The following is a 23,489-nucleotide window of genomic DNA, read 5'->3' as shown; positions in this document are numbered from 1 at the left end:
GGTTCGGCTCGCCCCGGTCGTCGATCCCTGACCCGTTCCCGCGGGCCGCCGCGGCCGCAATCCGTCGCGGCCGTCTTCGCGTAGTATTCCCCGGCCCAGCCCTGTGACCACCAAACGCGACGAAAGGAAGGCGACATGCCGCTGACCGTGGGGGACAAAGCCCCGGACTTCGACCTGCCGGGTGACGGAGGAGGCCGAATCGCCTCCGCTGATCTCGCCGGCAAAGCCTACGTGCTTTATTTCTATCCGAAAGACGATACCTCGGGTTGCACAAAGGAAGCCCAGTCCTTCTCCTGCCTGGCGGCCGAATTCGAGAAGATCGGCGTGCCCGTCGTGGGCGTCTCGCCCGACAGTCCGAAGAGCCACGACAAGTTCCGCGCCAAGTACGACCTCGCGGTCCGCCTCGCGTCGGACGAGGATCACGGCATGCTGGAGGCCTACGGCGTCTGGGCCGAGAAGAGCATGTACGGGCGCAAGTACATAGGCGTGGAGCGCACCACCATGCTGGTCGGCAAGGACGGCCGCATCGCCCGCATCTGGCCGAAGGTGAAGGTCGAGGGCCACGCCGAGGAGGTCCTCGCCGCCGCCAAGGGGCTCTGAGCCGCCGCCCCGGGCGGGTCGCCCTCTCCGCCGCGATCCGCCCGGCGCGCCGCCCCGCGCCCGCTCACGCCACGTGAGCGCTTTGTTAACCTTAACAGAGATGTAATGGCCCCGAGGCGACCGTGAGCGTCGCCGGTCTCTTGCGTACCGGGGCCCGTCCATGACGACCACCTCCACCGGCCATCGTTCCTTCGGCAAGCGCGCCGAGCTCCCCCGCATCTCGTTCACGGCCAACGGCCGGGAGCGCAGCCTGACGCTCACGCCCGCCTGGATGCTGACCGGCGCGGCCGCGGTGGTCCTCTTCACCCTCGCGTACCTGGGCGCCACCGGCTACCTGATGTTCCGGGACGACATCCTCGGCGCCGCCCTCGCCCGCCAGGCGAGCCTGCAGCAGAGCTACGAGGACCGGATCGCGGCGTTGCGCGCCCAGATCGACCGGATCAACTCGCGCCAGCTCCTCGACCAGGAGGCCTTCGAGGCCAAGATCGACCGGTTGATGGCCCGCCAGGAGGCCATGAAGGAGCAGGACATGGCGATCGCGGCCGTCATCGAGCGCGCCCGCCAGAGCGGTCTCAAGGTGCCCGCCGCCGCGCCGACCGCCACGCTGGAGCCGGAGCGGACCACCCCGGCTCCCGCCGTCCAACCGGCCCCGTTGCGATCGTCGTCCTGGTTCGACCCGTTCTCCGCGCGTGGCGCCAAGCGTCCCGACGGCCGCGTCGCCACCCGCATCGCCACCGCCGAGGACACGCTCGACCGCCTCGTCGCGCGCCGGACGCTGGCGGTCTCCATGGTCGCCGAGATGGCCGAGCGCGACGCCAGCCGCATCGAATCCGCGGTCGGCCGTCTCGGGCTGCGGCTCGCCATGCCGGCGACGGAGCGCGCCGAGCCGGTCCCCCGCCCGAAGCCGGTCGCCGGCGTCGGCGGCCCGCTCGTCCCCGCCATGGAACCCGTGACCCTGGTGCGCCGGGCCGAGACCGCGCTCGCCCGCCTCGTCGCCGCCCGCCGCTCCGCCGCGATCCTGCCACTCGGCGTGCCGGTCGCCGGCGACCCGACCGTCACCTCGGGCTACGGCAACCGCTCGGACCCGTTCTTCGGTGTCCTCGCCATGCACACCGGCATCGATTTCCGTGCCGAGACCGGCGACCCCGTCCTTGCTACCGGCCCCGGCACCGTCAGCGACGCGGGGCGCAACGGCGGCTACGGCCTGATGGTCGAGATCGACCACGGCAGCGGCGTCTCCACCCGCTTCGGCCACCTCTCGCGCATCGCCGTCGAGCCGGGCACCGTCGTCCGCCGCGGGCAGGTCATCGGCTATGCCGGCTCGACCGGCCGCTCGACCGGCCCGCACGTCCACTACGAGACGCGCATCAACGGCGACGCCGTCGACCCCGCGCGCTGGGTCGACGCCGGGGAGGCCATCCTGCCGCTCCTGAAGTGAGGCGGGGCCGCGCCCCATTGCGCCCCGCACGTCACGGGGTGCGGGGTGCAATGGCGCGCGGCCGCCCGTCCGTTCTCAGTCGATGTCCGCCACCGCGTCCACGGCCCCGCCGGTGACCCGTGCGGCGAGCGAGGCCTCCATGAAGAGGTCGAGGTCGCCGTTCAGCACCCGGGCCGGATCGGTCGACTGCACGCCGGTCCTCAGGTCCTTGACCATCTGGTAGGGCTGCAGGACGTAGGAGCGGATCTGGTGGCCCCAGCCGATGTCCGTCTTGGCGGCGGCCTCGGCGTTGGCCTTCTCCTCGCGCTTCTTCAGTTCGATCTCGTAGAGCCGCGCCCGCAGCATGTCCCAGGCCTTGGCCCGGTTCTTGTGCTGCGACCGCTCCGCCTGGCAGGCGACGGCGATGCCGGTCGGGATGTGGGTCAGGCGCACGGCCGAGTCGGTCGTGTTGACGTGCTGGCCGCCGGCGCCGGACGAACGGTAGGTGTCGACCCGGACGTCGCCCTCGTTGATCTGGATGTCGATCGAATCGTCGATGACCGGATAGACCCACACGGAGGCGAAGCTCGTCTGCCGCCGCGCATTGGCGTCGAAGGGCGAGATGCGCACCAGCCGGTGCACGCCCGATTCGGTCTTCAGCCAACCGTAGGCGTTCGGGCCCTTGACCAGCAGGGTCGCGCCCTTGATGCCCGCGCCCTCGCCGGCCGTGTACTCGATGATCTCGACCTTGTAGTCGTGCTGCTCGGCCCAGCGCATGTACATGCGCATCAGCATCTCGGCCCAGTCCTGGGATTCGGTGCCGCCCGCGCCGGCGTGGAACTCCACGTAGGTGTCGAAGCTGTCGGCCTCGCCCGACAGGAGCGCCTCGATCTGCCGGCGCTGCACGTCGTGCCCCAGGTGCTTCAGCTGCTCCTCGGCCTCCGTCACGGTCGCCGCGTCGTTCTCGGCCTCGCCGAGCTCGAGCAGCGTCAGGTGGTCGTCGAGCTCCCGCTCGATGCCCTGCACGGCGGCGATCGAGCGGGCGAGCTGGTCGCGCTCGCGCATCAGCTTCTGGGCCACCTGCGGGTCGTTCCACAGGGTCGGATCCTCGGACCGGGCATTCAGCTCGTCGAGCCGCTTCAGCGCGACATCCCAGTCAAAGATGCCTCCTCAGCAGGCTGAGCGCCTGCTTGATCTCGTCTACGATGGTCTCGATTTCGGGGCGCATGAGGGTTCCGCTCGACGGGGGTTGCTCGTCGGCGCGGACCATAGCGGCGGGGGCCGGAGGTGTAAACCGCGGCTCGGCCGCGACCCGTGCGGGGCCGGTCGAACCGGGGACGGACGGCGTCATGACGTATCGGCATGCCAGGCTCCCGGGCCAATCCCCGAGACCCCGGCGTCAGCGGCCGCGTATCTCGGGCCCGTGGCTTTTGAGGCCGGGTTCGCCCCCGGCCCGACCCGTTGACAAACTTTGCCAAGCCCCGACATTCTCCGGCGAGGAGGACAGGACCATGGCCACGATGAACGTTTCGCTTCCCGATCAGATGAAGGATTGGGTCGAGAGCCGCGCAGCGACCGGACGCTGGGCCAACGCGAGCGACTACGTGCGCGACCTGATCCGCCGCGACCAGGAGCGCGCCGAGAAGATCGCCGCGATGCAGGCGCTGATCGAAGAGGGGATGGCGAGCGGGATCAGCACGCGGACGATCGACGAGATCGTCGAAGATGCAAGGGCCCGATTGAACCGGACGGGGAATTGATGGGCTACCGCCTCACCGCGGCGGCCGACGAGGACCTCGTCCGCATACTCCTGGAAGGTGATCGGGAGTTCGGTTTCGAACGGGCAGTGCGATACGTCAGGAAGATCAACGACATCTTCGATCTGATCGCCCGCAACCCGAGGCTGGCTCGCGAACGCAACGAGATATCACCGGGCCTGCGGGCACATCCCCATCGGTCTCATCTCATCCTCTATGTGATCGACGACTCGGACGAGGTCTTGATCGTCCGAGTCCGCCACCTCAGGGAGGACTGGTCGTCCAATCCGTTCTGAGCCGGTCGAACGTACCCTAGTCAGTACAACCCGCCCGGCTGCAGCCCGCGTTCCTGTTCCGGCGTGACCTTCTTGGCGCGCGAGAACTCGCCCTGGTCGTAGCCGATGATGGAGTAGCTGTCCGGCGGCGCGGTGCCGGGCTTGAAGGCCTCCATGATGGTATCCGGGTCGCCCGGCGAGGCCTTCAGGCCGCTCTTGCGGTTGATGGCGACGAGGCGGATGCCGGGCGGCACGCGGAACGGCACCGCCGGCTTGTCCTTCAGGGCCTCGACGAAGAAGTCCTTGGCGATCGGCGCCGCCACATGGCCGCCCGTCTGGCCCTTGCCGAGCGGGCGCGGCTTGTCGTAGCCCATGAACACGCCGACCACGAGGTCCGGCGTATAGCCGACGAACCACACGTCCTTCTCGTCGTTGGTCGTTCCGGTCTTGCCCGCCACCGGCCGGCCGGCCTCCTTGACGACCGTCGCCGTGCCGCGCTGGACCACGCCCTCCATCATGGAGGTGATCTGGTAGGCGGTCATCGGGTCGAGCACCTGCTCGCGGTCGTCGATCAGCTTCGGCTCCTCCTGGCCGGCCCACGCCGAGGCCTCGCAGCCCTGGCAGACGCGCGGGTCGTGCTTGAAGATGGTCTTCCCGTAGCGGTCCTGGATGCGGTCGATGAAGGTCGCCTTCACGCGCCGCCCGCCGTTGGCGATGGTCGCATAGGCGGAAGTCAGGCGCAGGACCGTCGTCTCGCCCGCGCCGAGCGACATGGAGAGTACCGGGGACAGGTCGTCGTAGATGCCGAACCGCTTGGCGTATTCCACCACGATCGGCATGCCCATGTCCTTGGCGAGCCGGACCGTCATGGTGTTGCGCGACTGCTCGATGCCGATGCGCAGCGTCGAGGGGCCGTAGAACTTGCCGGAATAGTTCTCCGGCCGCCACGGCGGCTGGCCGGGGCCCTGGCTGATCTCGATCGGCCCGTCGAGGACGACGCTCGACGGCGTGTAGCCGTTGTCGAGCGCGGCCGAGTAGACGAAGGGCTTGAAGGACGAGCCCGGCTGGCGCCAGGCCTGGGTGGCGCGGTTGAACTCGCTTTCGAAGAAGGAGGCGCCGCCCGACACCGCGAGCACGCGGCCCGTGTGCGGGTCGACGACCGCGATGGCGCCGGAGATCTCCGGGAACTGGCGGAGCTTGTAGACCGGCCGGTCGCCCGTCCCCGTGCCCACCTTCTCCACATAGACCACGTCGCCCGGCGACAGCACCTGCCCGACCGTCTTGACTGGTGCCCCGCGCTTCGGCCCGTCGGCCCACTTCGCCCATTTCACGTGCTCGAGCGGCAGCACCCCGCGCTCGCGCGCCGTCGACACCGTGCCGCCGAAAAGCTTCGGCGGCTGCAGGCCGATCTGCGCCTCCTGGTCGAGCACCGAGAGCACGACCGCCGGCCGCCATTCCGGAATGTCCGAGTAGGACTTCACGTCGGCGAGCTTCGGCCCCCAGTCGCCGAGGCCGAGGTCGATCTTCGTCACGGGCCCGCGCCAGCCGGCATCGGTGTCGTAATCCATCAGCCCCTTCAGCAGCACCTTGCGGGCGATCACCTGCAGGCGCGGATCGAGCGTGGTGCGCACCGACAGGCCGCCCTGGTAGAGGCCCTTCTCGCCGTAGCGCTCCAGGAGCTCGCGGCGGACCTCCTCGGCGAAATACTCCGAGGCGAAGATGTGCGGTCCGGTCTGGCGCGGCGTGACCGTCAGCGGCTGCTTCTTCGCCTTGTCGGCCTCCTCGCGCGTGATGAAACCGTTCTGCGCCATCAGGTCGACGATGTCGTTGCGGCGGCCGACCGCCCGCTCGGGGAAGCGGTAGGGATGGTAGTTGTTCGGCGCCTTCGGCAGGGCGGCGAGATAGGCCGCCTCCGCGACGGTGAGTTCGTGCACCGACTTGTCGAAGTAGAGAAGCGACGCCGCCGCCACCCCGTAGGCGCCGAGGCCGAGGTAGATCTCGTTGAGGTAGAGCTCGAGGATCTGTTCCTTGTTGTAGGCCTCCTCGATGCGCAGCGCCAGGATCGCCTCCTTGGCCTTGCGCTCCAGGCTCTGCTCGTTCGTCAGCAGGAAGTTCTTGGCCACCTGCTGGGTGATGGTCGAGGCGCCCTGGGGCCGCCGGTTGCCGCCGCGGATGCGGTCCTGCACCAGCGTGAAGACCGCGCGCGCGATCCCCTCGGGATCGACGCCGTGGTGGTCGTAGAAGTTCTTGTCCTCGGCCGAGATGAAGGCGTTCTTGACCAGCGCCGGGATCGCCTGGATGGGCAGGAACAGGCGCCGCTCGTGCGCGTACTCGGCCATCAGGCTGCCGTCCGTCGCGTGGACGCGCGTCATCACCGGCGGTTCGTAGTTCTTGAGGCCCGCATAGTCCGGAAGATCGGAGGCGAAGTAGCGGTACGCGAGGGCGGCGGCTCCGGCCGCGGCGAGCACGAACACCGTGCCGATCGAGAGGAGGTAGCCGAGGAACCTGAAGAAGAACATGCCGCCGGTCCGCCTCCTGGAAATCGCCGCTCCGCGGCCGCCGCCCGCCCCTCGACTCGAGGCTCCGTGCGCCCGCGAAATCTACGCGTTACACCCGATCGGCGCGACCCTTTAGGGTGGGTGCCCTTATTTTTCAAGTTTATGGCAAACCTACGGCGCGGGGCTCCGCGGGCTCAGTCCGAGGCCTTGGCGACGCGGCCCTGGAAGAAGCGGTCGATGGAGCCGATCAGCGCCGCGGTCGTCTTCTCCCGCCAGTCCGTCGACATCATGAGCTGCTCGTCGTCCCTGTTCGACAGGAAACCCAGCTCGACCAGCGCCGAGGGGATGTCGTGGGCCTTGAGCACGCGGAAATTGGCGGACCGGTGCGGGTTGGCCTTCACGAGCCGGCCGACCGCGCGCAGGTCGTCGATGAGGGTGCGGGCGAGCACCTGGCTGAAACGCTTCGTCTCGCGCACCGTGAGGTCGATCAGGATGTCGGCCACCGCGTCCATCGTCTCCTCCGGCACCACGCCGGCGAGGGCGTCGGAGGCGTTCTCCTTCGCGGCGAGGGCCGCCGCGGCCGTGTCGGAGGCCCGGTCGTCGAGCGTGTAGACGGTCGCGCCCCGGACGCTGCGGTCGTACTCGGCGTCCGCGTGGATCGAAAGGAACAGGTCCGCGTGGTGCGCGCGCGCGATGGCGACCCGCTCGGCGAGCGGGATGAAGCGGTCGTCGGACCGCGTCATGCGCACCTCGTAGCGCCCCGTCTCCAGAAGCTTCTTCTCGAGCAGCCGCGCGATGTCGAGCACGACCGTCTTCTCGAAGGTGCCCGACGCGGGGCTGCGGGTGCCCACGTCGAGCCCGCCGTGGCCGGGGTCGATGACGACCATCGGCTTCGCCCGCTCCGGCCGCGTCGCCTCCCGGTCGCCCTTCGGCAGGATGCCGGTGCCCTCGACCACCGGGGCCGCCTTGGCGCGGCGCACGTGGTTGACCTCGAACTCCGCCCGCGCCGCGGCCCGGAACGCGAAGACCGCCCGCGCGCCGCCGCCGTCCTGCGGCTCGATCGAGGCGGTCTCGATCCGCACCGGGCCCGCGAGGTCGAAGACCAGCCGCGACCGCCCGGTCATGAACAGCCCGTGGCGCCAGGACGTGACGAGCCCCTTGCCCTCCCTGTGCGGATCCGGGGCGAAGTCGAAGCGCGTCTCCGGCAGGTCGATCACCAGGCGGTAGGGGTCGGTGAGCCCGAAGGCGTCGAAGGCGACCGGCTTGGACAGCTCGAGCGTGAAACGCGTCAGCCCGTCCTCGACCTCGAAGGAAGCCGCCCGCGCATGCACGGGCTCCGACGGCGCCCCCGGCACCGCCCGCAGCCCGGCCCCCGCGTCGGCCCCGCGCCCGACGGAGCCGGTGGTCTCCGGGGCCGCCGCCCGCGCGGCGGCGGGCGCGGTCGCCCCGGACGCCGGCGTCGCCGCGGCCGGCTCGGCGCGCGGCTTCTCGGCCGAAGCCTTCGCGGCAGGAGTCTTCTCGATGGTGATGCGCTGCCGCCGGTCCTCGCCCTCCCGCGGCCGTACGGTGTCGGCCTTGGCGGCGACCTGCGGCCGGCGGACCTCGGCCTTGCCCCTCCCGGCGCGCGCGCCCTCCTCCGCCGCGGCGGCGCCGCAGACGCAGGCGACGGCCAGGAGGCCGAGCGCGGCGAGGCTCCTGAGCGGCATGGAACTCCCTTCCCGAACGGCAATGCCCGTCCGCTCCGATCGCTCATAACGCATGATCGCGCCCTGGTTAAGGCCCGGTAACCCCGCCGCGGCCCGGTCACGCGAAACCGAACCGCGGATCGGCCCGCCGGGATCCGGGACGCCTTGGGCGGCTTCGGTCGCGGGCGCCAGGAATCCCCGGCGTCAGCGGCTCGTCTTGACAGAATCCGCGGGCCTTGCGAAAGCCGACGGGAGCCGTGGCCACCTTCGGATTTCACCGGAGGTCGTGGCCGCCGAGCCACAACGAGCGCCGACGCCCCGCGCCCACGGTGCCGCCCCCTCGCGGATGGTCCGAACCGGAGAGTTCCCATGATCGCTCTTCCCGTCCGCGTACCCCTCCGCCGCCTGGCCCGACGGCTCGCGCCCGCCGCCGCCCTCGCGCTCGCCCTGCTCGGCCCGGCCGGCCCGGCGGCCGCGCAGTCGGCCGAGGACATCGTCCGCTCCTGGCTCGACGCCATGCGGGCGGGCGGCGCCACCGTCGAGACCGGCGTCGTCAACTACAACCGCCGCAACGACATCCTGGAGGTTCGCGATCTCCGCATCGTGCCGAAGCCGGCGCCCGGCAAGCCCGGCGGCTCGATCCGCGTCCCCTCCCTCGGCTTCATCGGCCTGACCCGGCCGGCGGACGGCGGCCTGCAGGCGAAGTCCATGCGGGTGACCAGCGTCGAGGGCATGGCCGACGACGGCACGCTGCGCTTCGCGGTCGCCGGGATCGAGGCCGCCAACGTGGCCCTGCCCAACTTCGCCGACTTCGTCATCGACCCGGCCCGCCCCTTCACGAGCCAGATCCGCATCCTGAAGGGCCTCGCCGCCGTCCGCGCCGACTCGATGACGGTGGGCCGCGTCACCCTCGACGTGCGCGCGCCCGAAGCCAGCGTGAACCTCACCTACGAGGGCCTGACCCTCACGGGCATGGCGGGCGGGCGGGTCGACCGCATCCAGTCCGGCCCCATGCTGATCAACAGCACGAGCCCGCAGGACGGCCAGGCCGTGCCCGTCGAGATCCGCATCGGCAAGGGCGAGGTCGTCGGCTACGACCTCGGCGCCTACGTGCGCGTCATGGACGGCGATGCCTACGCGGGCGGCCGCGGCGACGGCGTCTGGCGCGACCTGCAGAAGTCGGCCACCGTCGAGAACATCTCGATCGCCGCCGGCCCCGGCCGGTTCACCCTCGCCCGCGCCAGCATGGGCGCGGTGCGCATGCGCCAGCTGGACGAGCCCATCGGCGAGATCTTCGACCGGATCATCCGCGACCCGAAGGCGCTGGAGGCCGACGAGAAGCTCGCCGCCCGCTTCGGCTTCGGCATCCTCCGCGCGATGGCGATCGAGCACTATACGCTCGACGGCTGGTCGCTGGCCGGGCCCGACCTCGACCGCTTCCAGCTCGGCCGCTTCACGGTCCGCGACCTGTCCGCCGACGGCCTCGGCGAAGTCTCCTTCGACGGTCTCGACGCGGCCGCGCAGGGCAACGCCGTCCGCTTCGCCCGCTTCGCCTTCGGCGGCCTCCGCTTCCCCGACTACCGCAACTTCGAGCGCGCCATCGAGGCCGGCAAGTCCGGCGTCGACTTCGACCCGACCTCCGTCATCCCCACCCTCGGCTTCGTGAAGCTCGACGGGGTCCTGATCGAGGCCGCCGGCAAGGGCTCGCTCGGCCTCGGCGGCTTCTCCCTGGACCTCGGCAACTACGTCAAGGCGATCCCGACCAGCCTGCGCATGAAGCTCGCCAACGTGGTGATCCCGACCGCGCTCGCGGAAGACCCCAAGGCGCGCGAACTGTTCGACGCCCTGGGCTACAAGACCCTCGACCTCTCCTCCGACGTGGTCGTCCGCTGGGACGAGGGAGCCGGCGAGTTGAAGGTGGAGACCGTGTCCGCCAGCCTCGCCGACGGCGGCACGCTCGCCTTCGACGCGGCGCTCGGCAACGTCCCCCGCGCGCTCTTCGAAAACCCGGAGAACGCCCAGCAATATGCGGTCGGCATGACCGTGAAGGGCCTCGGCCTCGCCTACCGCGACGCGTCCCTCGCCGAGCGCCTCCTGAAGTTCGCCGCCCGGGAGGCCAAGCAGCCGCCCGAGACCCTGCGCCAGCAGGCGATCGCCGCCGTGCCCGCGCTCCTGAAGGACATCCGCGACCCTGGCCTGCGCCAGAAGGCGATCGACGCGATCACGGCCTTCCTGCGCGCTCCGCGCTCCCTCACGATCGTGACCCGCCTGCCCCGCCCGCTCCCGGTCACGCAGATCGTCGGCTCCGCGGTGACGGGTCCTCAACAGCTCCCGAATATCCTGCAGCTCGACGTCACCGCCAACCAGTGACGGCGCCGCCTTCTGCTCCGCGGCCTGTCGGCAACGTGATCGCGAGGGCCCCGTTCCCGCTTGCGCGGGCGCGGGTCCCTCGCCAATGTCCCCCGGTCCGGCCCTGGCCGGCCCCTCCGAGGATCTCGACAGAATGACCATGAACTTCCTTCGCGGCGGCCTCGCCGCCACCGCGCTCGGCGCGACCCTCCTGCTCACGCCCGCCGCCCACGCCCAGTCCGCCCGCGACACGGTCGTGAGCGCCGTGGTGGAGGCCCTCAAGGCCGCCGGGGCCAAGACCGTCACGTATGGCTCCGTGACCGGAGACGACGCGAAGTTCACCCTCAAGGACATCAAGGCCGAGATCGAGATGGAGGGCCGCTCCTCGGAGATGACCGCCGCCTCGGCCACCTACACCAACGCCGCCCCGGCCGCCGGCGGCGGCTACACGGTCGGCCAGATCGACATCGCCGACCTCGCCATCGAGGACGACCAGACGACCATCTCGGTCGACAGCTGGAAGATCACCAACTACGTCGGCCAGGGCCCCGCCAAGGTCGCCGCCACCAAGGGCTTCGGCGACCGCTTCGGCCGCATGGAACTGACCGGCATCGAGATCGAGAACGAGGGCGAGGCCAAGGTCCCGATCTATTCCGTCGTGGTCGATACGAGCGGTCATGTCGACGGCATCCCGCGCAAGATGTCGACCGAGGTGAAGGGTCTCGTCATCCCGATCGACGCCGCGAAGCCGGAGGCTCGCGACATCGCCGCCCTCGGCTACAAGGAGATCGCCGTCGACGTGACGGCCTCGGGCGCCTGGGACGAGCAGGCCCAGCGCCTGTCGGTCGACAACCTCACGATCAACGGCAAGGACATCGGCGCGCTCAAGATCGCGCTCGCCTTCGGGGGCGTCTCGGCCGAGGCCGTCAAGGCCCTGCAGGCCGCCGCCGACGACAGCACCAAGCAGATGGAGATCCTGCAGGGCTTCTCGGTGGAGGGCCTCACCATCCGCTTCGACAACGCCTCGATCGTCGACCGCGTGCTGGACCAGCAGGCCAAGGCCCAGGGCACCAAGCGCGAGCAGTACGTCACCGGCATCGCCGCCGCCGTGCCCCTGATGATCTCGGCGATCGGCAACAAGGACTTCGAGAAGAAGGTCTCGGACGCCGTCTCGGCCTTCCTGAAGACGCCGAAGTCCCTGACCGTGACCGCCAAGCCGGCCCAGCCGGTTCCGGTCGCCCAGATCGTCGGCACCGCGCTCGTCGCCCCGCAGACCATCCCGAACGTGCTCGCCGTGGACATCCAGGCGAACAAGTGAGGCCCGGCCGCCACCGGCGGCCGCCCGTCCTATCTGGCCCGCCGGTCGTCCCGGCGGGCTTTTTCTTTGGCGAACCTTTGCGCAAAGCGTTGTTTCCGTACTGCCCACGGCTGATCCGCAGATGTTTCGGGCACCCGAATGAAGTGCGGATGACTAGAGCCCGTTGACGTCGGCGGGACACAGGTGAGATTCTACGAACAGTTGAATACGATTCGTTCCCGACCCGTTCTGACTTGTCTCCCTGGCGCGAAACGGTACAGTGCGACCGCTCGGGCCTCGGGGTATGGTGACTGAAACCTTACCGAGGCGGACTGCCGAAAGCGGCCGGCGGTCCCACCGCTCTCTTGTGGGCCCCGCGGCTCCGGAGAGACGCACGGAACGGTCCGGGACGACGGCCGGAGCGGCCGGGACAGGGTGGAGGCGCATGCGATCGATCGGCGGTCCCGGTTACGGCTTGGCTGCCCTGGGCGTCGGGATCGCCCTCGGCGCGGCGGCCGTCTGGGATCTCTGGGCGGAGGACGCGCCCGCCTCGCCCCCGGCGCCGCCCGCCGCCTCGGCGGAGGTGCCGCCCGACGAGAGCGTGAAGACGGCCTCGGTGTCCGGTCCCGTCGAGCAGGCCGCCGAAGCGCCGAAGTCCGCCCGCGCCGCGGTCATCCCGACGCCGGCCCGGCCGAAGCCGCCCGCCGCCAAGGTCGACCGCCTGCCCCTGCCGACGCCGAAGTTCGCCGCCGCCGCGGGCCGCCCGGCCGAGCCGCGCCGGCCGGCCGCGGAAGGCGGCATGACCATCACCACCACCATGCCGGACGGCGGCGTCACCGTGGCCATGCCGGCGCTCGCCTATGCGGCGCTCGACGCGGACCGCGCCAGCCCCTTCGACAAGTTGATCGTCCCGGCCCAGCCGGCCATCGCGCCGCAGCGCGCCGTCGAGCCGCCGCCGGTGGCCGAGGAGGACGACGACGTCGTCGAACTCCTGCCGCTGCCGCGCCCGAAGCCGAAGCTCGGCGCCGTGGCGGCCCTCGACGTCGGCCGCATGCCCATGCCGCCCGCCAAGCCCGGCCTGGCGCCCGGCCTTCCCGCTCCCTCCGCCAAGCCCGGCGACCTCGCCGCCGCGCCCGCGGCGAAGCCCGGCGAGATCACGCCCCCGGGCCTTTCGAAGTCGGCCGACCTCCCCCTGCCCGGCGCCAAGCCGCTGGAGCCGCCGAGCGTCGCCGCCGCCGTCCCGCCGCCGGCCGCCCAGCCGGCGCCGCGCGAGCGCAACCTGCTGGCCGCCATCTTCAACCCGCAGCCCGATACCGAGGGGCCGGGTGCCCCCGGTGCGCCCATCGTCACGAAGACGCCGTTCGGCGTGCCCTACGTGCTGCAGACCGAGTCCGTCGAGACCGCCTGCCTGCGGCCGGACCTGATCGAAGTGCTGCGCAAGATCGAGAGCCATTACGGCAAGAAGGTCGTGATCACCTCCGGCTACCGCGACCGCGGCCGCCCCGGCTCACTGCACCGCCGCTGCGCGGCCGCCGACATCATCGTTCCCGGCGTCAGCGCGCAGGCGCTGACCGTCTATGCCCGGACCGTCTCGGGCGTCGGCGGCGTCGGCCAGTACTGCCACCAGTCCATGGTCCATGTCGACGTCGGCACGCCGCGCGACTGGAAATACGGTTGCGGCAGCTACTTCGCCATGCGCGACGGCTCCGCCGGCTGGGGCCGCCGGACCGACACCTCCGAGGAGTGATCCGTCGCGGAAAGGCCGGTCCATCCCCCTCCCCCGGCGCCCTTCCCCCTCACACGCGAGCCTCCGTCGAGCCCGCCGGTCACCCGCGCCATGCCGGGCGGGGATGACGGCGTCCCGGCTCGCGGCACGGCAGCCCCCCTCCAGCGTCCGCCGGGCGAGGCGACGCCGATCCCCCGGCCGGGTCCGCCGCCGAGCGAGGCCCGGGGCGGCCGCTCCGGAGCGATTCCCCCCACCGCGTGAGCGCTCCCTCGACATCGCCCGCCGTGGCCTCGGCGGCGGCAGCTAGGATTTCACTTGAAGACGGTCCATGATCCATCGGTCCGCCTTCCCCTCATTCCAAGAGACCAGGATCTTGTTGCATGGGCACTCGATAATGCCTGGGAACACCGGACCGGGTTCCGACGGCTCCCGATACCTGATGGTTGATGCGCTCCGGGGAATCGCGATTACGGCCGTTTTGTTCGACCACTACACAGACTACATGCTGGGGCTTCGAGTAGGCGATCTTGCCGTTTCTTATTTCATCTGTCTCAGCGCCTACTTCGTCACGCGCTCGATTGCGGGTGAGAAGTCAAGAACAACGGACGAGCCATTCCGCATCGCGAGACGCTTCTACATTCGCCGGATCAGCCGGGTCTTTCCCGTGTACTACACGATGCTTCTGTTCTTTCTCATCGTCTCGTTGGCTGGCTCGGAGGACTTCAATCTCGAGTGGCATCTCTTGTTCGCGACCAACATAGCCATTGCGGCAATGGGGACCTGGGAGGTTCCATGGCAGCTCTGTCACCTTTGGACGCTGAGCCTCCAGGAACAATTGTATCTGGTCTGGCCCTTTGTCGTCCTCGGGGTCCGCCGCCAGGACCTGGCGCGCATCGCCGTCGCGTTGATCGTCGTCGGTTGGGCGTTTCGGGTCGCGCTGTTTGCCGCGGGACTCTACGCGACGCCCGGCTCCGCCACCTGGCCGCCGGCGATGTTCGATGCCCTGGGCCTCGGCGTCCTTCTCGCCCTGGGGTATCCACGGCGCGGGGATCGAGGTCTTCGGGCGATGCTCGGATGCGCGATGGCTCTGCCGGCCGGTTTCGCGGCCCTGAGCGCGCTTCGTCCTGACGCAGCCGCCGCCGCCTACCCGCTGCTCTGGGACTGCTACCGGCTGTTTCCCGTGGCGGCGCTCGCCTACTGGGCCTTCACCGTGAAGACATGCTCCCCTGCCGTCGAGCGCCTGATCGGACCCGTCGTCCTTCTCGGCCGGATCAGCCTCGGCATGTACTTGTTTCACTTGCCCTTGTGGTGGGTCGCTTCCAAGGTCGGCGACAGGACGGGCTGGTGGTCGCTGGAAGCCGGATTGCCGACCTTCGCCATCCTGTCCACTGCGACGACGGTGCTGGCCCTCCTCTCCTGGCGCTACCTGGAGCGGCCGGTGAGCCACGCCATCCGGTCGAGATCCTCCCGAGCGGACGCGAACGCATCCCCGTGACCCCGTTCGTCGCGGTCGAAGGGCCGTGCGTCGCGGGCTGTCCCGATCGCGCGGAGTCGCGCGTCAGCGCTCCAGGTCGGCGGCGCTGAACAGGACCCCGAAAGCCTCGCACCAGACCACGACGCCGCCATATCGGCGCGTGTCGATGCCGGCCGGCAGGATGTAGGTCTGGTTGCCGATGTTGCCCTTGAGCGGACCGAGGGACAGGGCGGCGGCGGCCTTGACGTCGCCGCCCGCCCGGATCGCCGGAGCGTCCACGAGCCAGACCTTCAGGTCCGGCCCGTTGGTGACCGCGAATCCCTCGAAGCGGAGCACCTGCGTGCCGCGTTCGGTGACGAGGAGCCGCACCGACCCGCGCCCCCGGTGGCGGGCGTCGCCGTCCCGGAACGTCCCGCGGGCCTCCACGCGCCCGGAGAACTCCGGCGGCAGCGGCTCGTCGACCGCACGGGTCTGCAGCAGCGGCCCGAACGTATACCACCCGGCGGCGCCGCCGGCCGCGCCCGCGATGGCCGCCGCCACGGCGACGAGGGCGAGCCGCAGCATCCCGCTGCCCTCCCCGCCTCAGCCCTTCTCGGGCAGGTTCAGGCGGATGTGCAACTCCCGGAGCTGCTTGGACGAGGCGTCCGAGGGGGCGCCCATGAGCAGGTCCTCGGCGCGCTGGTTCATCGGGAAGAGCGTGATCTCGCGCAGGTTCTGCACGCCGCAGAGGAGCATCACGATCCGGTCGATGCCCGCCGCCATGCCGCCGTGCGGCGGCGCGCCGTACTGGAACGCCCGGTACATGCCGCCGAAACGCTCCTCCACGTCCGCCCGGCTCAAGCCGACGATCTCGAAGGCCTTGACCATGGTCTCCGGCGACTGGTTGCGGATCGACCCGGAGGCGATCTCGTAGCCGTTGCAGACCAGGTCGTACTGGAACGCCTTGATGGTCAGCGGGTCCTGCGAGGTCAGCGCCTCCATGCCGCCCTGCGGCATCGAGAAGGGGTTGTGCGAGAACTCGACCTTCTTCTCGTCCTCGTCCCATTCATAGAAGGGGAAGTCGACGATCCAGCAGAGCTCGAACCGGTCCTGGTCGACGAGGTTCAGCTCCGTGCCGACCCGCGTGCGCGCCTCGCCGGCGAACTTGTAGAACTTCGCTGGATCGCCCGCGACGAAGAAGCAGGCGTCCCCTTTCCCGAGGCCGAGCTGCTCGCGGATCGCCTCCGTCCGCTCCGGCCCGATGTTCTTGGCGAGCGGGCCGGCGCCGACCACGCCCCCCTTGTCCTCGAGGCCTGTCGAGACCGGTACGGCATCGTCGGCCGACTCTTCGCGCCAGAAGATGTAGCCGAGCCCCGGCTGGCCCTGGCTCTGCGCCCAGCCGTTCATGCGGTCGCAGAAGGCGCGGCTGCCGCCGCCCTTGGCGGGGATCGCCCAGACCTCGACCTTCGGATCGTCCGCGATCATGCGCGCGAAGACCTTGAAGCCGGAGCCGGCGAAATGCTCGGTCACGGCCTGCATCTCGATCGGGTTCCGGAGGTCCGGCTTGTCCGAGCCGTACTTGCGGATCGCCGTGTCGTAGGGGATGCGCGGGAACGTCTGCGTCACCGGCTTGCCGTCCGCGAAGCTCTCGAACACCCCGCGGATCACCGGCTCCATCGTGTCCCAGACGTCCTCCTGGGTGACGAAGCTCATCTCCAGGTCGAGCTGGTAGAACTCGCCGGGCAGCCGGTCGGCGCGCGGGTCCTCGTCGCGGAAGCAGGGGGCGATCTGGAAGTAGCGGTCGAAGCCCGCCACCATGAGGAGCTGCTTGTATTGCTGCGGCGCCTGCGGCAGGGCGAAGAACTTGCCCGGGTGGATGCGGCTCGGGACGAGGAAGTCACGCGCGCCCTCCGGCGAGGAGGCGGTCAGGATCGGGGTGGTGAACTCGTTGAAGCCGGCGTCGTTCATGCGCCGGCGCATGTCGGCGATGATCTTCGTCCGCCGCATGATGTTGGCGTGCAGCGTCTCGCGCCGGAGGTCGAGGAACCGGTACTTGAGGCGGATGTCCTCCGGATAGTCGGGCTCGCCGAAGACCGGCAGGGGCAGCTCCCGGGCCTGGCCGAGAACCTCGATCTCGCGGGCGTAGACCTCGACCTCGCCGGTCGGGATGTTCGGGTTCACGGTCTCCGGCGTGCGCGCCTTGACCCTGCCGTCCAGCCGGATCACCCATTCGGCGCGCACAGCCTCGGCGGTCTTGAAGGCCGGGCTGTCCGGATCGGCCACCACCTGGGTGATGCCGTAGTGGTCGCGCAGGTCGATGAAGAGCACGCCGCCATGGTCGCGCACCCGGTGCACCCAGCCCGAGAGCCTGACGGTTTGCCCCACGTCGGACCGGCGGAGCTGCCCACAAGTATGGCTGCGATAGCGATGCATCGGATCCTGCTTCCACATGCGAGAGGGGGTGCTGAACGGGACGCACTTCTATCCGCCTTCGCGCGTGAAGAGAAGCGAGGAGTTGGACCGAGCGTTTCGCGCGGCTTCTGCCCGATATCTGTTTGTGCGAGGGGACAAGCCGAAGATCTCGCGCTATAGAGCGGCCATGAGCATGATCTCCGAGACCGCGGCCCTCGCGGAAGCCTGCAGCCGCCTCGCGCGGCACCCCTATGTCGCCATCGACACGGAATTCCTGCGCGAGACGACCTACTGGCCGAAGCTCTGCGTGGTGCAGCTCGCCGGGCCCGACACCGCCGTCGTCATCGACGCGCTCGCCCCCGGGCTCGACCTGACGCCGCTGCTGGACCTCCTGCGCGACGAGCGCGTGGTGAAGGTCTTCCATGCCGGCCGCCAGGACATCGAGATCGTCTGGAACCTGGGCGGCTTCATCCCGCACCCGGTCTTCGACACGCAGATCGCCGCCATGGTCTGCGGCTTCGGCGACTCGATCTCCTACGACCAGCTCGTCAACCGCATCACCGGCCATCACATCGACAAGTCGTCGCGCTTCACCGACTGGAGCCGCCGGCCGCTGACCGACAAGCAGCTCGCCTACGCGCTCTCGGACGTCACGCACTTGCGCGACGTCTACCACTATCTCAACGCCTCTCTGAGCGAGCAGGGGCGCGAGGAGTGGGTGGCCGAGGAGATGAACGTCCTGACCGCCCGCCAGACCTACGACCTCGACCCGGAGGACGCCTGGGAGCGGCTGAAGATGCGGGTCAAGAAGCCGCTCGAGCTCGCCATCCTGAAGGAACTCGCCGCCTGGCGCGAGCGCGAGGCCCGCGCCCGCGACGTGCCGCGCTCGCGCGTCCTGAAGGACGAGGCCATCTACGAGATCGTCGCCGAACAGCCGACCGACCCGTCCCGCCTGTCCACCCTGCGCAGCCTGTCGAAGGGCTTCGAGCGCTCGCGCCAGGGCGAGGAGATCGTCGCCGCCGTGCGGCGCGCGCTCGCCACGCCGCGCGAGCGGCTTCCGGCGATCCCGCGCGGCAAGCCGATGCCGGACGGCGCCGGGGCCGCCGTGGACCTGATGAAGGTGCTTCTGAAGCTGACCTCCGAGAACCACGGCGTCGCCGCCAAGGTGATCGCCACCGTCGACGACCTGGAGGCCATCGCGGCCGACGACAACGCCGACATCCCGGTCCTGAAGGGCTGGCGGCGGGAGCTCTTCGGCGAGACCGCGCTGAAGCTGAAGCGCGGCGAGATCGCCCTGTCCTTCGACGGTCGCAAGGTCATCGCCATCGAGGTCGCCTCCCAGCGCGCCGACCGCAAGAACCGCCGCGCCGCCGGCTGATCCCGACCGCGAGGGCCGGCCTCAGTCCCCGCCCCGCCGGCGCTCCGCCAGCACGCCGAGGTAGGTCTGCGCCACCGTCGAGGCCGCGATCGCGGTGATGTCCGCATGGTCGTAGGCCGGCGCGACCTCGACCACGTCGCCGCCGACGAAGCCGACGTCGCCGAGCGCGCGCAGGATCGAGAGCGCCTCCCGGGAGGAGAGTCCGCCCGAGACCGGCGTGCCTGTTCCCGGCGCGAAGGCCGGGTCCAGGCAGTCGATGTCGAAGGTCATGTAGGCCGGCCCCTCCCCGACCCGGTTCTCGATGCGCCGGATCACCCCGAAAATGCCGATGTCGTCGAGCTCGTAGCCATGCAGGATCTCGATCCCGCAGGTCTCCGGCGCATGGGTGCGGATGCCGACCTGGATCGACCGCTCCGGGTCGATCACCCCAGCCCGCACGGCGCGCAGCACGAAGGAGCCGTGGTCGATCCGCTCGCCGTCGTCCGGCCAGGTGTCCTGATGCGCGTCGAACATCACGAGCCCGAGCGGCCCGTAGACCTCCGCATGCGCCTTGAGGAGCGGCCAGGTGACCGAATGGTCGCCGCCGAGCGAGAACAGGTGGCAGCCCGCCGCCAGGATCTCGCGCGCCTGCGCCTCGATGAGCCCATGCGCCTCCCAGGGTCGCCCGTAGTCCCAGACCGCGTCGCCGTAGTCGACGACCGCCATCTCGGCGAAGGGATCCGCCTCGAAGGGATACTGCGGGTCGCCGTCGAAGATCGCCGAGGCCCGCCGGATCGCCTGCGGCCCGAAGCGCGCGCCCGATCGGTTCGACACCGCGCTGTCGAACGGGATGCCCCACACGACAGCGTCGACCCCCGCGAGATCCCGCGTGAGCCGCCGCCGCATGAACGACAGCACCCCCCCGTAGGTCGGCTCCGCCGCCCCGCCGAGCAGCGAGGGGCCGAACACGGCATTGTCGGTGGGACGGGGACGCAGGGGGTCTTTCGGGGTGGTGACCATCAGTTCGCCGGTACGATTTTCAGACCCGGCAACAGATACAACACAATGATGAGTGCGGACACCATGAGACTGAGAAGCCAGGCCACCATGTTTGTCCAGACAGCGCGCCAGAAATCGTTGCTTCGTGAGACATCGAGACCGAGCGCATCAATTCTGGCTCCGAGCGGCTCGATCTCGCGCCGAACTCCGAGATTGATCTCCTTAACGATCTCCGCAATCACCTCGGCACGGATCTGGTCATACATGTCGGCCCGCCACGCCGCCTCAAGATCCTCCACCCATTCGCTCAGCTTCAGGGCGGCGTTCGACCGCAGGCTTTCGATTCTAGCCTCCTGAAGCGTCACATGATGGCGGTCGACCTCGTCACGTTTAGGCTTGGCGCTCTCGGCCCATTCGGATTGTTCGAACTTGAAAAGCGAGTAGGCGATCATCCCGACGAGGTCGTTCCTGTCCTCTGCCAGCCGTCGCAGACTTCGGCTAGCACCGACGATCCGTACCTCGCCTGTCTCTACTTCAGCCATGGCTGCTTTTCGCAAGAGCAGCTGCCGCCTTCCGCAGTGCGTCGCGGCGTAGCAGACGTATCTTCTTTCCCCCTGGGAGCGTGTACGTCTTCAGTACTGCGGTACCGCTCTGAGCCAACCCCGCCACAATCGGAGTACCGGTGTTTCCAGTTTCCTTTCGTTTCATCCTCATGATTGAGCCTCGGCGCAGAATCGAGGAAACCGACGTTACGGAACTCAACTTAACATATGCCTCCGCTTCGGTCATGCGCTACAAACTCGTATTTCAAAGCATCGCATCGAGAGTTGGGGCAGCACGCTCTCATCTCAAGACCGACAGGGAGATACGCAAAAAGGGCGAGCCTCGCGGCCCGCCCCTCAGCAACCTTCGCGCCGGTCTGCGCCGGTCAGCGCTTCGAGAACTGGAAGCTGCGGCGGGCCTTGCGGCGGCCGTACTTCTTGCGCTCCACCGTGCGGCTGTCGCGGGTCAGGAAGCCGTAGGGCTTCAGAACGCCGCGCAGCTCCGGCTCGAAGTAGGTGAGCGCCTTGGAGAGGCCGTGGCGCAGCGCGCCCGCCTGGCCCGACAGGCCGCCGCCCTCGACGGTGGCGACGATGTCGAACTGGCCGTCGCGGTTGGCCGCCAGGATCGGCTGCATGATCAGCATCTGCAGGACCGGCCGCGCGAAATAGGCGGTGAAGTCCTTGTCGTTGACGGTGATCTTGCCGGTGCCGCGGCTCAGCCACACGCGGGCGACCGCGTCCTTGCGCTTGCCGGTCGCGTAGGAGCGGCCCTGGGCGTCGACCTTGCGGACGTGGACGGGAGCGTCCGGCTGGGCCGCCGGACGCGCGCCCATGGCCTGGCCGAGTTCGGAGAGAGACTGGACTTCGGCCATGGTCAGGCCCTCGCATTCTTGCGGTTGAGGCTCTTCACGTCGAGCGCGACGGGCTGCTGGGCCTCGTGCGGATGCGTGGTGCCGGCGTAGATCTTCAGGTGGGTCATCTGCTTGCGGGCGAGCGGCCCGCGCGGCAGCATGCGCAGGACGGCCTTCTCGAGCACGCGCTCCGGGAAGTTGCCCTCGAGCAGCTTGCGCGCCGTCCGCTCCTTGACGCCGCCGGGATGCCCGGTGTGCCAGTAGTAGACCTTGTCGGCCAGCTTGTTGCCCGTGAACACCACCTTGTCGGCGTTGATCACGATGACGTTGTCGCCGCAATCGACGTGGGGCGTGTAGGTCGGCTTGTGCTTGCCGCGCAGCCGCATGGCGATGAGAGAAGCGACGCGACCGACGACCAGGCCCTGGGCGTCGATCAGGATCCACTTCTTCTCCACCTCGGCCGGCTTCGCCGTATAGGTGCTCATATTGTTTGTCCTGATCCGGAAAATCGTGCGGCGACCTCCCGGCCGCCGCGTTCGGTCGGGGTGATAAGGCCAGGGACGGCGGAAGTCAAGCGCGATCTCGCAGGCGAGCCGGGACGAAATCTTCGATCACACAATGGCTTAGAGTATGGTGGCAACCAGATACCACATAGCGGTATCCTATCACCACAGTCGTCCGGCTCCGGCGCAAGGGCCGGGGATCCGCAGAGGATCGTGCCGCGCCTCAGAATTCGACCCCGACCCGCACCATCGCCCGATGCCGTTCGAAGGCGTCGAGGTTGAGCCGTCCCGGGCCGCTGCCCCAGACCTGCGTGCCGAAGGCCGCCGAGATCGTCACCTTGTTGGAGACCTTCGCGTAGAAGGTCGGGCCGAGGAAGAGCGCGCTGCCCTCGTGCCGCCCGAGGACGCCCTCGAAGGCGTGCTCCAGCCGCGCCTCGGCGCCCAGCGTCATGCGCGGCTGGAACCGCCAGGCGAGCGCCGCGCTGGTGAAGAGGCTCGATTCGGTCTCCGCCTTCTCGCCCCGGGCGCGCCCGCGCTCGATCTCGAAGCCGGCATTGGCTGCGACGTAGAGCAGGTTCGGCACCAGCGAGGCCTCGAGGATCGCCGCCGTCTCGTTGCCGAAGGTGCGGCCGCGCGCGCCCTCGGTCTCGTCGTAGCGATGCCATTCCAGTTCGGTCGCCACCGAGAAGCCGATCGGCCCGTCGACGTCGCGCTCCAGGATCACCGCCTTGCCGCCGACCGCGAACCCGTCGAAGCCGAAGGCCGAGCGGTTGTCGAGGCCCGGCACACCACGGATGCGGTGGCTCGACGTGAAGGCCGCGAAGCCGGCCTGGATGCGGTCCGTGATGCCGTATTCCGCCTCGGTCTCCGTGCCGAGCGCCCGATAGCTGCCCCGTCTCTTGCCGAAGCGGCCCGACAGCGTCGTCCCGACCTCCCATTCGCCCTTCTGGGCGATGCCCGCCCCCTGCCCGAACCCGAAGGCGTTCTCGATCTCGAAACCGTCGTCCTCCGGGACGAGTGCGGCCGATGGCGCCGCAGGCTGGCCGGCGGTGGCGGCGGGGCCGACGAGGAGGCCGGCGGCCAGAAGGACGCCGGGGAGTAGTCGCGAGCCGATCATGCCGGGATCTCCGAAGTGCAGGCAGCACCTGACGCTACGGGTCCCTGCCCGACGTTCAAGATGAAAGCGAGACCGGCGAGGTGAAATCCCACGACCCTGTTGCGGCACCGCCACGAAGGGCATCGCGAGCTGAGACGATCGTGAGAAAGATCATGGCCGTGCCCGCCGGCGGATCGGGAAATTCAGCGGTGATCGGCCCGGTTCTCAATCAAGTCTTAGTCGGTACCGAATAGGTCGCGGTGGCATGGGCGACGATCTGGGGATGACCTTCCGCCCGAATCGCGCATTCGACCACGATGAGCCGGCGGCCGAGCTTCAGGATTCGGCAGGTGCAGAGGAGATCCCCGGGCTCGGGCTTCGCCAGGAAGTTGATCGTGGCGCCCGTCGTGACCGCCAGCGCCACCGGGCCGATATGGCCGAGGATGACCACGTAGGCCGCGAGGTCGGCGAGCGTGAAGAGCGTCGGCCCCGAGACCGTCCCGCCCGGCCGCAGGTGCCGCTCCGCCGCCTTCAGGCGCATCACCGCCTCGCCCGGGGCGAGCGACTCGACGCTGAAGCAGCGCCCGCCCTCGTGGATCTGCGGGAACTCCCGATCCAGGAAGGCCGATACCTCGTCCGCCGACATCTTCATCCGTTCCGTCACGCCCCGCT

Annotated in this window: 20 protein-coding genes; 9 read left to right on the top strand and 11 right to left on the bottom strand. The window is 69.7% G+C overall.

The window, feature by feature from the left end:
• The first annotated feature begins 135 nt into the window (after positions 1–135).
• Positions 136–600, top strand: coding sequence for a peroxiredoxin (locus WBG79_RS24145; RefSeq protein ID WP_337359798.1), 465 nt, complete (start codon positions 136–138; stop codon positions 598–600).
• A 160-nt stretch (positions 601–760) separates the two neighbouring features.
• Complete coding sequence (locus tag WBG79_RS24140) at positions 761–2,038, top strand: M23 family metallopeptidase (RefSeq protein WP_337359797.1); 1,278 nt, start codon at positions 761–763, stop codon at positions 2,036–2,038.
• 75 nt (positions 2,039–2,113) lie between these two features.
• On the opposite strand, the gene prfB is transcribed toward WBG79_RS24140, so the two are convergent.
• Positions 2,114–3,245 (bottom strand): peptide chain release factor 2 gene (gene prfB, locus WBG79_RS24135; protein WP_337359796.1). Its coding sequence is split into 2 segments (ribosomal slippage): positions 2,114–3,175 and positions 3,177–3,245, totalling 1,131 coding nucleotides; the frame shifts between segments, so codons are not numbered across the junction.
• Between the two features lie 283 nt (positions 3,246–3,528).
• Between prfB and WBG79_RS24130 the strand changes: the two genes are divergently transcribed.
• Positions 3,529–3,777, top strand: a complete 249-nt coding sequence (locus WBG79_RS24130; protein WP_337359795.1) for a type II toxin-antitoxin system ParD family antitoxin — start codon at positions 3,529–3,531, stop codon at positions 3,775–3,777.
• Positions 3,777–4,070 carry a type II toxin-antitoxin system RelE/ParE family toxin gene (locus tag WBG79_RS24125; protein ID WP_337359794.1) on the top strand — a complete coding sequence of 98 codons (294 nt, stop codon included), beginning with the start codon at positions 3,777–3,779 and terminating at the stop codon, positions 4,068–4,070. The genes WBG79_RS24130 and WBG79_RS24125 overlap by 1 nt, the downstream gene beginning before the upstream one ends.
• Before the next feature lie 20 nt (positions 4,071–4,090).
• On the opposite strand, the gene WBG79_RS24120 is transcribed toward WBG79_RS24125, so the two are convergent.
• Both WBG79_RS24120 and WBG79_RS24115 read right to left on the bottom strand, forming a co-directional pair.
• A complete protein-coding gene (locus WBG79_RS24120) occupies positions 4,091–6,568 on the bottom strand; it encodes a penicillin-binding protein 1A (protein WP_337359793.1) in 2,478 nt (825 codons plus the stop codon).
• Positions 6,569–6,741: 173 nt separating this feature from the next.
• Complete coding sequence (locus WBG79_RS24115) at positions 6,742–8,253, bottom strand: N-acetylmuramoyl-L-alanine amidase (RefSeq protein WP_337359792.1); 1,512 nt, start codon at positions 8,251–8,253, stop codon at positions 6,742–6,744.
• A 348-nt stretch (positions 8,254–8,601) separates the two neighbouring features.
• Between WBG79_RS24115 and WBG79_RS24110 the strand changes: the two genes are divergently transcribed.
• The 4 genes from WBG79_RS24110 to WBG79_RS24095 all read left to right on the top strand — a co-directional run bounded on the left by WBG79_RS24110 (position 8,602) and on the right by WBG79_RS24095 (position 15,099).
• Positions 8,602–10,602: a hypothetical protein gene (locus WBG79_RS24110; protein WP_337359791.1), complete on the top strand. Its 2,001-nt coding sequence runs from the start codon at positions 8,602–8,604 to the stop codon at positions 10,600–10,602.
• Positions 10,603–10,735: 133 nt separating this feature from the next.
• Positions 10,736–11,899 (top strand): hypothetical protein, encoded by a 1,164-nt coding sequence (locus WBG79_RS24105; RefSeq protein ID WP_337359790.1) that lies wholly within the window; start codon positions 10,736–10,738, stop codon positions 11,897–11,899.
• A gap of 424 nt (positions 11,900–12,323) precedes the next feature.
• Positions 12,324–13,625, top strand: coding sequence for a D-Ala-D-Ala carboxypeptidase family metallohydrolase (locus tag WBG79_RS24100; RefSeq protein WP_337359789.1), 1,302 nt, complete (start codon positions 12,324–12,326; stop codon positions 13,623–13,625).
• A gap of 418 nt (positions 13,626–14,043) precedes the next feature.
• Positions 14,044–15,099: an acyltransferase family protein gene (locus WBG79_RS24095; protein ID WP_337359788.1), complete on the top strand. Its 1,056-nt coding sequence runs from the start codon at positions 14,044–14,046 to the stop codon at positions 15,097–15,099.
• A gap of 63 nt (positions 15,100–15,162) precedes the next feature.
• On the opposite strand, the gene WBG79_RS24090 is transcribed toward WBG79_RS24095, so the two are convergent.
• Complete coding sequence (locus WBG79_RS24090) at positions 15,163–15,642, bottom strand: DM13 domain-containing protein (RefSeq protein WP_337359787.1); 480 nt, start codon at positions 15,640–15,642, stop codon at positions 15,163–15,165.
• Positions 15,643–15,660: 18 nt separating this feature from the next.
• Complete coding sequence (gene aspS, locus WBG79_RS24085; protein ID WP_337359786.1) at positions 15,661–17,490, bottom strand: aspartate--tRNA ligase; 1,830 nt, start codon at positions 17,488–17,490, stop codon at positions 15,661–15,663.
• 172 nt (positions 17,491–17,662) lie between these two features.
• On the opposite strand from aspS, the gene rnd reads away from it, so the two are divergent.
• A complete protein-coding gene (gene rnd / locus WBG79_RS24080) occupies positions 17,663–18,847 on the top strand; it encodes a ribonuclease D (protein ID WP_337359860.1) in 1,185 nt (394 codons plus the stop codon).
• A 21-nt stretch (positions 18,848–18,868) separates the two neighbouring features.
• Here the strand turns inward: rnd and speB are convergent, their stop codons facing one another.
• The 6 genes from speB to WBG79_RS24050 all read right to left on the bottom strand — a co-directional run bounded on the left by speB (position 18,869) and on the right by WBG79_RS24050 (position 23,481).
• Entirely contained in the window at positions 18,869–19,846 is a 978-nt protein-coding gene (gene speB, locus WBG79_RS24075) for an agmatinase (RefSeq protein WP_337359785.1), read from the bottom strand.
• Positions 19,846–20,367, bottom strand: a complete 522-nt coding sequence (locus WBG79_RS24070; RefSeq protein WP_337359784.1) for a hypothetical protein — start codon at positions 20,365–20,367, stop codon at positions 19,846–19,848. The genes speB and WBG79_RS24070 overlap by 1 nt, the downstream gene beginning before the upstream one ends.
• Before the next feature lie 386 nt (positions 20,368–20,753).
• Positions 20,754–21,239: a 30S ribosomal protein S9 gene (gene rpsI / locus WBG79_RS24065; protein WP_337359783.1), complete on the bottom strand. Its 486-nt coding sequence runs from the start codon at positions 21,237–21,239 to the stop codon at positions 20,754–20,756.
• Positions 21,240–21,241: 2 nt separating this feature from the next.
• A complete protein-coding gene (gene rplM / locus WBG79_RS24060) occupies positions 21,242–21,703 on the bottom strand; it encodes a 50S ribosomal protein L13 (RefSeq protein ID WP_337359782.1) in 462 nt (153 codons plus the stop codon).
• A 241-nt stretch (positions 21,704–21,944) separates the two neighbouring features.
• Positions 21,945–22,838, bottom strand: a complete 894-nt coding sequence (locus WBG79_RS24055; RefSeq protein ID WP_337359781.1) for a hypothetical protein — start codon at positions 22,836–22,838, stop codon at positions 21,945–21,947.
• A 208-nt stretch (positions 22,839–23,046) separates the two neighbouring features.
• On the bottom strand, positions 23,047–23,481 hold the full coding sequence (locus tag WBG79_RS24050) for a PaaI family thioesterase (RefSeq protein WP_337359780.1): 435 nt from the start codon (positions 23,479–23,481) through the stop codon (positions 23,047–23,049).
• Between the last annotated feature and the right edge of the window lie 8 nt (positions 23,482–23,489).

The organism is Prosthecomicrobium sp. N25 (assembly GCF_037203705.1).
Lineage (GTDB): Bacteria > Pseudomonadota > Alphaproteobacteria > Rhizobiales > Ancalomicrobiaceae > Prosthecodimorpha.
Note: the sequence above shows the minus strand (reverse complement) of the source record. Positions and strands in the feature narration are given on the sequence as shown.

Bases quoted from the DNA above. Each gene is read 5' to 3' on its own strand.
- rpsI (WP_337359783.1), bottom strand. From the start codon at position 21,239: ATGGCCGAAGTCCAGTCTCTCTCCGAACTCGGCCAGGCCATGGGCGCG.
- WBG79_RS24070 (WP_337359784.1), bottom strand. From the start codon at position 20,367: ATGGCTGAAGTAGAGACAGGCGAGGTACGGATCGTCGGTGCTAGCCGA.
- aspS (WP_337359786.1), bottom strand. From the start codon at position 17,490: ATGCATCGCTATCGCAGCCATACTTGTGGGCAGCTCCGCCGGTCCGAC.
- WBG79_RS24105 (WP_337359790.1), top strand. From the start codon at position 10,736: ATGACCATGAACTTCCTTCGCGGCGGCCTCGCCGCCACCGCGCTCGGC.
- WBG79_RS24095 (WP_337359788.1), top strand. From the start codon at position 14,044: ATGGTTGATGCGCTCCGGGGAATCGCGATTACGGCCGTTTTGTTCGAC.
- WBG79_RS24090 (WP_337359787.1), bottom strand. From the start codon at position 15,642: ATGCTGCGGCTCGCCCTCGTCGCCGTGGCGGCGGCCATCGCGGGCGCG.
- rnd (WP_337359860.1), top strand. From the start codon at position 17,663: ATGATCTCCGAGACCGCGGCCCTCGCGGAAGCCTGCAGCCGCCTCGCG.
- WBG79_RS24130 (WP_337359795.1), top strand. From the start codon at position 3,529: ATGGCCACGATGAACGTTTCGCTTCCCGATCAGATGAAGGATTGGGTC.
- WBG79_RS24140 (WP_337359797.1), top strand. From the start codon at position 761: ATGACGACCACCTCCACCGGCCATCGTTCCTTCGGCAAGCGCGCCGAG.
- WBG79_RS24120 (WP_337359793.1), bottom strand. From the start codon at position 6,568: ATGTTCTTCTTCAGGTTCCTCGGCTACCTCCTCTCGATCGGCACGGTG.
- WBG79_RS24125 (WP_337359794.1), top strand. From the start codon at position 3,777: ATGGGCTACCGCCTCACCGCGGCGGCCGACGAGGACCTCGTCCGCATA.
- WBG79_RS24115 (WP_337359792.1), bottom strand. From the start codon at position 8,253: ATGCCGCTCAGGAGCCTCGCCGCGCTCGGCCTCCTGGCCGTCGCCTGC.
- WBG79_RS24110 (WP_337359791.1), top strand. From the start codon at position 8,602: ATGATCGCTCTTCCCGTCCGCGTACCCCTCCGCCGCCTGGCCCGACGG.
- WBG79_RS24145 (WP_337359798.1), top strand. From the start codon at position 136: ATGCCGCTGACCGTGGGGGACAAAGCCCCGGACTTCGACCTGCCGGGT.
- WBG79_RS24100 (WP_337359789.1), top strand. From the start codon at position 12,324: ATGCGATCGATCGGCGGTCCCGGTTACGGCTTGGCTGCCCTGGGCGTC.
- rplM (WP_337359782.1), bottom strand. From the start codon at position 21,703: ATGAGCACCTATACGGCGAAGCCGGCCGAGGTGGAGAAGAAGTGGATC.
- speB (WP_337359785.1), bottom strand. From the start codon at position 19,846: ATGGTCACCACCCCGAAAGACCCCCTGCGTCCCCGTCCCACCGACAAT.
- WBG79_RS24055 (WP_337359781.1), bottom strand. From the start codon at position 22,838: ATGATCGGCTCGCGACTACTCCCCGGCGTCCTTCTGGCCGCCGGCCTC.